The 7,442-nt window shown below is 45.1% G+C and carries 11 protein-coding genes; 9 read left to right on the top strand and 2 right to left on the bottom strand.

The window, feature by feature from the left end; translation table 11 throughout:
* Both O8C68_07405 and surE read right to left on the bottom strand, forming a co-directional pair.
* On the bottom strand, positions 1–1,128 hold a 1,128-nt coding region (locus tag O8C68_07405; GenBank protein MCZ7395628.1), incomplete at its 3' end, for a DUF362 domain-containing protein.
* 11 nt (positions 1,129–1,139) lie between these two features.
* On the bottom strand, positions 1,140–1,925 hold the full coding sequence (surE, locus tag O8C68_07400; protein ID MCZ7395627.1) for a 5'/3'-nucleotidase SurE: 786 nt from the start codon (positions 1,923–1,925) through the stop codon (positions 1,140–1,142).
* Between the two features lie 160 nt (positions 1,926–2,085).
* Between surE and O8C68_07395 the strand changes: the two genes are divergently transcribed.
* The 9 genes from O8C68_07395 to O8C68_07355 all read left to right on the top strand — a co-directional run bounded on the left by O8C68_07395 (position 2,086) and on the right by O8C68_07355 (position 7,414).
* A complete protein-coding gene (locus O8C68_07395) occupies positions 2,086–2,412 on the top strand; it encodes a DUF4389 domain-containing protein (GenBank protein ID MCZ7395626.1) in 327 nt (108 codons plus the stop codon).
* Between the two features lie 4 nt (positions 2,413–2,416).
* Positions 2,417–2,668 (top strand): hypothetical protein, encoded by a 252-nt coding sequence (locus tag O8C68_07390; protein MCZ7395625.1) that lies wholly within the window; start codon positions 2,417–2,419, stop codon positions 2,666–2,668.
* 142 nt (positions 2,669–2,810) lie between these two features.
* Complete coding sequence (locus O8C68_07385) at positions 2,811–3,011, top strand: 30S ribosomal protein S17e (GenBank protein MCZ7395624.1); 201 nt, start codon at positions 2,811–2,813, stop codon at positions 3,009–3,011.
* Positions 3,012–3,013: 2 nt separating this feature from the next.
* On the top strand, positions 3,014–3,889 hold the full coding sequence (dapA, locus tag O8C68_07380; GenBank protein ID MCZ7395623.1) for a 4-hydroxy-tetrahydrodipicolinate synthase: 876 nt from the start codon (positions 3,014–3,016) through the stop codon (positions 3,887–3,889).
* A 6-nt stretch (positions 3,890–3,895) separates the two neighbouring features.
* Positions 3,896–4,690 (top strand): 4-hydroxy-tetrahydrodipicolinate reductase, encoded by a 795-nt coding sequence (dapB, locus tag O8C68_07375; protein MCZ7395622.1) that lies wholly within the window; start codon positions 3,896–3,898, stop codon positions 4,688–4,690.
* Positions 4,691–4,775: 85 nt separating this feature from the next.
* Positions 4,776–5,336, top strand: coding sequence for a nitroreductase family protein (locus O8C68_07370; GenBank protein MCZ7395621.1), 561 nt, complete (start codon positions 4,776–4,778; stop codon positions 5,334–5,336).
* Entirely contained in the window at positions 5,314–5,565 is a 252-nt protein-coding gene (locus O8C68_07365; protein MCZ7395620.1) for a sulfurtransferase TusA family protein, read from the top strand. The genes O8C68_07370 and O8C68_07365 overlap by 23 nt, the downstream gene beginning before the upstream one ends.
* Before the next feature lie 206 nt (positions 5,566–5,771).
* Positions 5,772–6,356: a hypothetical protein gene (locus O8C68_07360; protein MCZ7395619.1), complete on the top strand. Its 585-nt coding sequence runs from the start codon at positions 5,772–5,774 to the stop codon at positions 6,354–6,356.
* Positions 6,305–7,414 (top strand): radical SAM protein, encoded by a 1,110-nt coding sequence (locus O8C68_07355; GenBank protein MCZ7395618.1) that lies wholly within the window; start codon positions 6,305–6,307, stop codon positions 7,412–7,414. Before O8C68_07360 ends, O8C68_07355 begins: the two co-directional genes overlap by 52 nt.
* Positions 7,415–7,442 lie beyond the last annotated feature (28 nt).

Genomic DNA, 7,442 nt, shown 5'->3' with positions numbered 1-7,442 from the left:
AAGCCAGCGTTTCAATTGCCGCTTCCCGAGATAGGATGTTTTCAGCTTTACTGCGCCGTTCCTGCACAGCTCATGGCAGCAGTAGCATTTTATGCACTTTTTCTGGTCAATAAGAGGGGGTTCAAGGGTGATTGCCGAAACAGGACAGCTTTCAAAACATATCCCGCATCTTTTGCAGTCATCCCCGGCTATTTCCACTCGTGACATATTCTCTGCGTTCTTGAATACGAATTTCCCCAAAAAAGTCGGCAGTTTGTAGTATATGCGGCTTGATTTTTTAAACTTGATTCTCACGTCATGGATATTCTCTCCATTTACCTCGATGTGGTCAAGCTCCCCGATGCCGAGTCCCCGTTCATGTGCAATGCATGTGGTCAGGATATCCCTGTGCGAAAATCCCATCACCTCCGAGGCTGCAGCATCCAGAGCCACGCAATCCGTACTTGACAGAATAACTTTAGAAGCTATCGGGGTTCCATTGGTGGCGCCATCCCCTTCCATACCCACGATGCCGTCCATAACCGCAAGCTTCGGCTTAAGGGCAGAGTAGATGTCAACAACAGCATGGCTCAAGCTCTCTTCTGAGGGCGCCATTCTGTGTATTGCAGCTTTTCCCCCTCCGGGTATAACGCCATAAAAATTTTTTACAGCGCCTGTATATTTGGTGAGCATGTGAGTTTTCATTTTGGGAAGGGAAACAAGCACATCGCAATCCATTGCAGGTTTTGCAACATTGATGGTGGTCAGAACCCTGCCGTTTACAGCCACAGCATACGTGCCTGTGGATTCAAAGTTGATAAGCCTGCCCCCAGAGTCTTCGCAGGCTTTCTTTATTCCCGATAACTCCAGCGACTGCGCAGTAAAGCCGTAAGCGCCTGAGCTGTCCCCCACCCAGGGAATCCCGCCAGCCTCTGTTACTATTTTCACCATCGCGCCGACTATGGAAGGGTGAGTTGTTGCAGCCCGCTCGGGAGGAAAGCCCGCTATGGCGTTTACCTTGAGCAGCACGTTATCGTCCGGTTTTATTATTTTCTCAAGCCCGCCGATGAGTTCAAGACTTTTAAGAATGGCATTCCTGACTTTTTGGTGGTCGTAGTTTTCACATTTTACGATTGAAACTTTAACCATTCTATCGCTTCTTACAACAATGCATCTATTTCCTTAAAGTCGACCCGCGCAGTGGAATCAAGCGTTAATGGAGTAACTGAGATATGCCCTTTTTTCATAACAGCCCTGACATCCGTACCCTCCTCAGCATCCCGGATCAAATCCCCATTTATCCAGTAGTAAGGTCTGCCTCTTGGGTCATGGCGCTCCTCCACGCCTGTTATGAAAATCTTTTTTGCGAGGCGTGTAACTTCGATTTCTGTATCCATGGTGGCATGCCTCGGTATGTTGATATTGAGCAAGTCCACGCCGCCGGGAAGCCCCTGCTTGATAACGTTTTTAGCAATCCTGTTCACTAGCTTTATTCCCACATCAAAGTCGTACTTATATGCGCGGTGGTCGTCGAACTTATCCCCTTCGTCCAGAACCTGTATGGATGCAGCTATTGCAGGTATGCCGTAGCTCGCAGCCTCGAGTGCAGCCCCGATGGTACCGCTCGTGGTAACCGTATCGGTGCTGATGTTCTCACCCACGTTGAAACCAGAAAGCACGAGGTCTGGCTTTTCTTTCATTATCGAGAATAATCCCAGGATGACCGCATCCGTAGGAGTGCCCGCAACTGCATATGCCTTGAAGCCATTCAGGCTGGCAAGCGATATTCGAAGAGGCTCGAAGATGGATATACCGCGTCCCACACCGCTTTTCTGCGTGGATGGCGCAACTACAATTACGTTCCCTATGTCCCTCACGCTCTCATAGGCTGCCTTAAGCCCGGTGGAATATACGCCGTCGTCGTTTGTTAAAAGTATCCTTTTCATTATAGCAAGATAGGTTTTTGATAAAATAAATCTGTGGTAGCACAATAACATTACTTTGCAGGTTCCCTGTATGACCACCATAATGTTCTTAAAGCTGCAAGGAGATGAGGTATAATTAGGCTTTAAAAAAGCTATATGGACTTTAAAGAGGTGGTATCTTATGAATGAAGAATCTGGGGAAATAAAACAGCTATTTGTATATGAGCATGATGCAGGTCGGTTAGAGCTTTTAGTCAGAATCCTGTACTGGATTGTCATAGGCATAGTATTGGTAGTATACAGATTCATCACAGTAATATGCATGATTATCCAGTGGTTTGTAATATTGATACTTGGGCACAGAAATGAAGGATTAAGTAATTTCATTAAAGGGTATCTGGAATATTTAGTGCATGTCACACCTTATATTTACTTTATCACCGACAGGCGTCCCGACGTAATGCCAAAAACAGTAAAAATATATGAAAAAGAAGAAGTAAGCAGGTAATGATATGAACCAGAATGAAACTCAAGAAATACCACCAGGACTTGCGCCAAGAGTCACTGTATCCATAGTAGTTTTATTTGGCGGGTTAATCTTTGCAATAATTTACGTTGCATTCTTCGCTTCGTCGTTCAGCCTTTTTCAAAAAATTGCCGTTATTCTGGTAGCCTTACTCGCGGTGACAGCGATTCTCGGGGTGATGTGGGCTTCCTGGGGCATCAAGTTCGGCAAGGAGTGCAAGGAAAAGGGTCAAGAATAGCGGTAAAAAGAATAATTGTTGCTATCGTCAATCCTGCGGGTTTTATTGGTGTGATTGAACACCAACTCAACTGAAACTCGTTTGTATCCCAGAAATCTATATGAACGATGGAGTTGTATGCGAAGAAAAATGGAGATCAACTATGGGAAATATTAGACCCGGATACATCAAATCAATGGCACACCAGTTACTCGAAGAGCACGGCGATGTCTTCACCCTCGACTTTGGGCAGAACAAAGAGAATGTCACCAAATATACAGACATCGAGAGTAAGGGTATCAGGAACCGCGTAGCGGGGTATATCGTACGCCAGTTAAGGGTAAAGGCTATCAGAAAGAGATAATTATGATTGAAGGTGTTCTGCCTGCCCTTATCACTCCTTTCACAGAGGACAATAAGGTAGACGAAAAAGGTCTGCAGCAGAATATCGAATTTTTGATTGAAAACGGGGTCTCCGGCATCGTTCCTTGCGGAACAACCGGCGAGTCTGCGACCCTTTCCATCGAGGAACATGAAAAGGTCATTGAAATCGCGGTGGATTGCTCCACTGTTCCGGTTGTAGCAGGAACGGGTTCAAATAACACGACAGAGGCGCTGGAGCTGACGCGGTTTGCAAAGGATGCTGGCGCGGAAGTCGTGCTTCTGATAACTCCTTATTATAACAAACCCAACGACAGGGGTATGCTTGCTCATTTTAAGAAGGTTGCAAACGAAGTTGATATCCCCATGATTTTATACAATGTCCCATCGCGCACAGGCATCAATCTCAAGCCCGAAATCGTGGCAGAGCTTGCAAAAGAAAGCAATATCGTAGGGATAAAAGAAGCAAGCGGAAACCTTGAACAGATTACCAGGATTATCGAAATGACACTGGATGAGGATTTTGTAGTACTTTCTGGGGATGACGCCCTCACCCTTCCTATTATGGCTCTTGGCGGCAGGGGTGTAATCTCTGTGGTTGCTAACGTCACCCCGAAACTTGTAGTTTCCATGGTCGAGGCTTTTAACAGGGGTGATCTCGATGAGGCAAGGAAACTGCATCTTGCCCTTGCTCCACTTATACGGGCAGTCTTTTTGGAGACAAATCCCATCCCTGTAAAGAAGGCGGTTGAGCTTATCGGACTCCCGGCAGGGAATCTTCGGCTTCCGCTTGCGCCCATAAGCGAGGATAACGAGCGAAAGTTAAAAAAAGCGCTGAGCGACCTTCACCTGATAAAGTGAGTTTTTATGATAAAAATCGCTGTAAGCGGCGCCTGTGGAAAAATGGGAGGGCTCATTATTGAAAATGTCCTGAAATCCAGGGACTTAAAACTTGTTTCTGCAATAGATGTGACAAACATAGGTAAGGACATAGGCGAGGTAATGAGGATTGGCAGGTTAAATGTGCTCGTGGGAGATGCAAATGACATTGATGGTGTTTTAGACGGGTCAAAACCCGATGTGCTTATTGATTTCACTATAGCTTCTGCCTCTGTAAAAAACGTGATTGCAGGCGCACGGAAAAAGGCAAATCTCATCGTTGGGACAACAGGTTTCACACCAGAGCAGCGCAAGCTTATGGAAAAGGCTATTAGAGATAACAATGTGGCTGCCGTTATCACGCCTAATTTCTCCATAGGCGTGAATGTTTTCTGGGGTCTGCTCTCTCAGGCAGCAGAGCGCCTTTCTGATTATGATATCGAGATTATAGAAGCCCACCACAACCAGAAGAAGGATGCGCCAAGCGGCACTGCCATGAAGGCAGCTGAAATTATTTCAAAAACGCTGGGCAAAAAGGAGTTCATTTACGGCAGGCACGGTCTTTCTCCCCGCTCAAATGAAATTGGTATCCATGCTGTTCGCGGTGGAGATATCGTTGGCGACCATACAGTGCTATTCGCAGGCGACGGGGAGCGCATCGAAATAAAACATCAGGCACACAGCAGGCAGGCGTTTGCAAAAGGCGCAGTGAAAGCTGCAGTGTGGGTTTCGACAGCGAAGCCGGGCATATACGAAATGGCGGACGTGCTGGGGATTAAATAACCTGTATTATTTATTTGCTATCACATCACTATTACGTCACCAAAAGAATTAAATGCCTTCGGGTTAAGCTTAATCAAGGGAAAGTATGGATGTATTCGAAGCAATCCGGAATAGATGCGCAGTCCGCAATTTTAAACCTGATATCATTCCAGATGATGTTCTTTTTAAGGTACTGGAGGCTGCACGATGGGCTCCCAGCCCGTTCAACACCCAGCCCTGGGAATTCATAATCATCAAGGATAAGGAAACATTGAAATCCATCTCCAGATATGCGAGGTATTCAGGCTACCTTGAAGAAGCACCCATGGCAATCGCAGTTGTGGTGCCGCCCGTAAATGAAAAATTCTCCTGGGTTGAGGGGATAGGCGAAACAAAGTTCGCCGCTGCCATGGCTGTACAGAATATGATGCTTGCAGCATGGGCTCTTGGTGTTGGGACATGCTGGGTGAGCACAGAACGTGAGAAGACAAGAGAAATACTTAAAGTACCGAAAACACATTTCCTACTTACGGTTATCCCGATTGGATACCCCGAGACGCCTCCTCCCAAACACGAGGAGGGCTTCAGGAAAGCGCTTCAAGATAAGATCTTTTACGAAAAGCATGGCGGGAGAGTGAGCGAAGATGAGCGAAGAAGAAAAAATTAAACCCGACAGATTCCTGGACTGCGTTGGACTCTATTGTCCCATTCCGATTTTTAATACCACGCAGGAGATGGAAACGATGGAAGCGGGGCAGGTACTGGAGATGGTTACAGACGACCCTGCGGCTGTGCAGGATATCCCAAGGTGGGCTAAACGTGCAGGGCATCAGTTTTTGAAACTGTGGAAGGAAGGCGAGCATTTCCATTTTTTGATCAGGAAGGGAAAAGAGTAAATTTTTTATTAAATTTTTAAAAAACTATATTAATATTAAATAACTCCGAAAACCTATCAACCGTTAGTTATATTAAGGGATACTATCATTAAAAACATTGGCGAGGTGGGACCAAAATTACACTTTGGATAACTCTGTAGCTTTCGGATTTATGAGTTCGAAGTTGATTTTGTTTTACCTTTCCAATAATAGAAAAGGAGATTGCTATGCCAAAACTATTAAAACATCGTGGGAGAATGTATTTTGCAGAAGTTGGTGAGGAGATTTACCTTACTCAAGAGGATGAAGACATTGTGGTGTGTATGAACCATGCTGCCATGGAAATACTTAGGCAACTGAATGGTTTTAGTACTCCGCAACAAATAAGTAAGGCTGTTAAAGAAGCGTGCGCTGAAGTATCTAAAAATATTGGAGATGTTATCAGTGAAATAAGCCAGGAGTTTGTTAAATTGGGGCTCGTTGTCGAGGTTGAAACAAAAGGTGATTATAAAAACCGGTATGTCTCAATCGAAGTACCTGAATATTTTTTAAATGAACCAAAGATTTTGAAGGTGTGGAGAGGCCAAGAATTAAAAGGAGGCATGTTTGTAAATTCAAGTGACAGTGACATTCATGTCATTGTTCCCAATGTAACTGATGGGCCGATTAAGACATGTCCGGCCAATACATGCACGATTCCAGCGGGTCTTTTCACGAGCCAAACTATAATCCGGACTTTCAGCGAGGATTGGAAAAAATCATGGAAAGATTTTCGAGGTTCAGGGATAACGCACATGAGGAAAAGATATTAGCTATGCCCAATGGCATCTTCAGTTATACCTGTCTTGGGTTATCGGTGACGTTAGCCTGTCCCCTGACGTGCAGGCATTGCATTACGAATTCCAGTCCGCATATTCGTGATCAGATGAGTATCCAGGAGGCATTTTCGTATATAAGAGAGGCAAAGGGAATAGTAGACCATATAAGTATCACAGGGGGAGAACCATTTCTTGACCTATCTCGTTTGCGTACTCTTATTGCGGAAGCCAAAAAATGCGGATATATCGTATCTGTCATGACAAATGCATACTGGGCTGTGGACTGGAAGTTTACCTACACTACCCTGGCAAACTTGAAAAAGGATGGTCTTGATGTGCTTGGAGTGAGCCTTGACCCTTATCATTTGGAGTTTATCGGAGAGGATCGCTGTATTCGGGTCGCAGAGGCTGCAGATTCCCTTGAAATACCCGTGCATGTTAGAGTCATCTCGGCTAAGGGAGATAATTACGGTGATCATGCCAAAAGCATATTGAATCATACGAATGCGGATATTCACGTTCACCATCCCGTGCGGCTTGGAAGGGCGTGCAGCCTGCCAATGGAGCATTTTTGTGTCTGTCACTCTCCACCCGCGGATGCGTGTGAGACAGTTACTGCTCTTGACATCGTACCGGGAGGAGATGTGTATGCCTGTTGCGGTCCAGGGAAATACATGAAGAAATCGAACCCCCTTTACTTAGGTAATGCATCCAGGGAAAGTTTGCGAGAAATTTTAGAAAGGGGACTTACAAACCCTTTCATGAAGGTCATTAACACATGCGGTCCAAAGGGATTTATCAAAGACTTACATGACAGAGGGCTTTCATCTTTGCTCACTTTGCGCCGCAGATACTCTGATACATGCCAGTTGTGTCTTGATGTGACAAACAATCCAAAAATAGTTAAAGCTCTTCAAAATATATACGCTGACAAGAATATCCAGAGGGAAAAAAATGCGCTCCAATTTTTAAAAATGTTCCAGGAGTACAAAGCACTCCCCCGAAATCCCTTAAATAATAATATGAGATTATCCAATTTCGAGACAACCTAATTCTTTATCGGGAAGGAATGACAGCGAA

Source organism: Candidatus Methanoperedens sp. (genome assembly GCA_027460525.1).
In the GTDB taxonomy this organism is placed as follows: domain Archaea; phylum Halobacteriota; class Methanosarcinia; order Methanosarcinales; family Methanoperedenaceae; genus Methanoperedens.
This window is presented reverse-complemented; position numbering and strand designations above follow the sequence as displayed.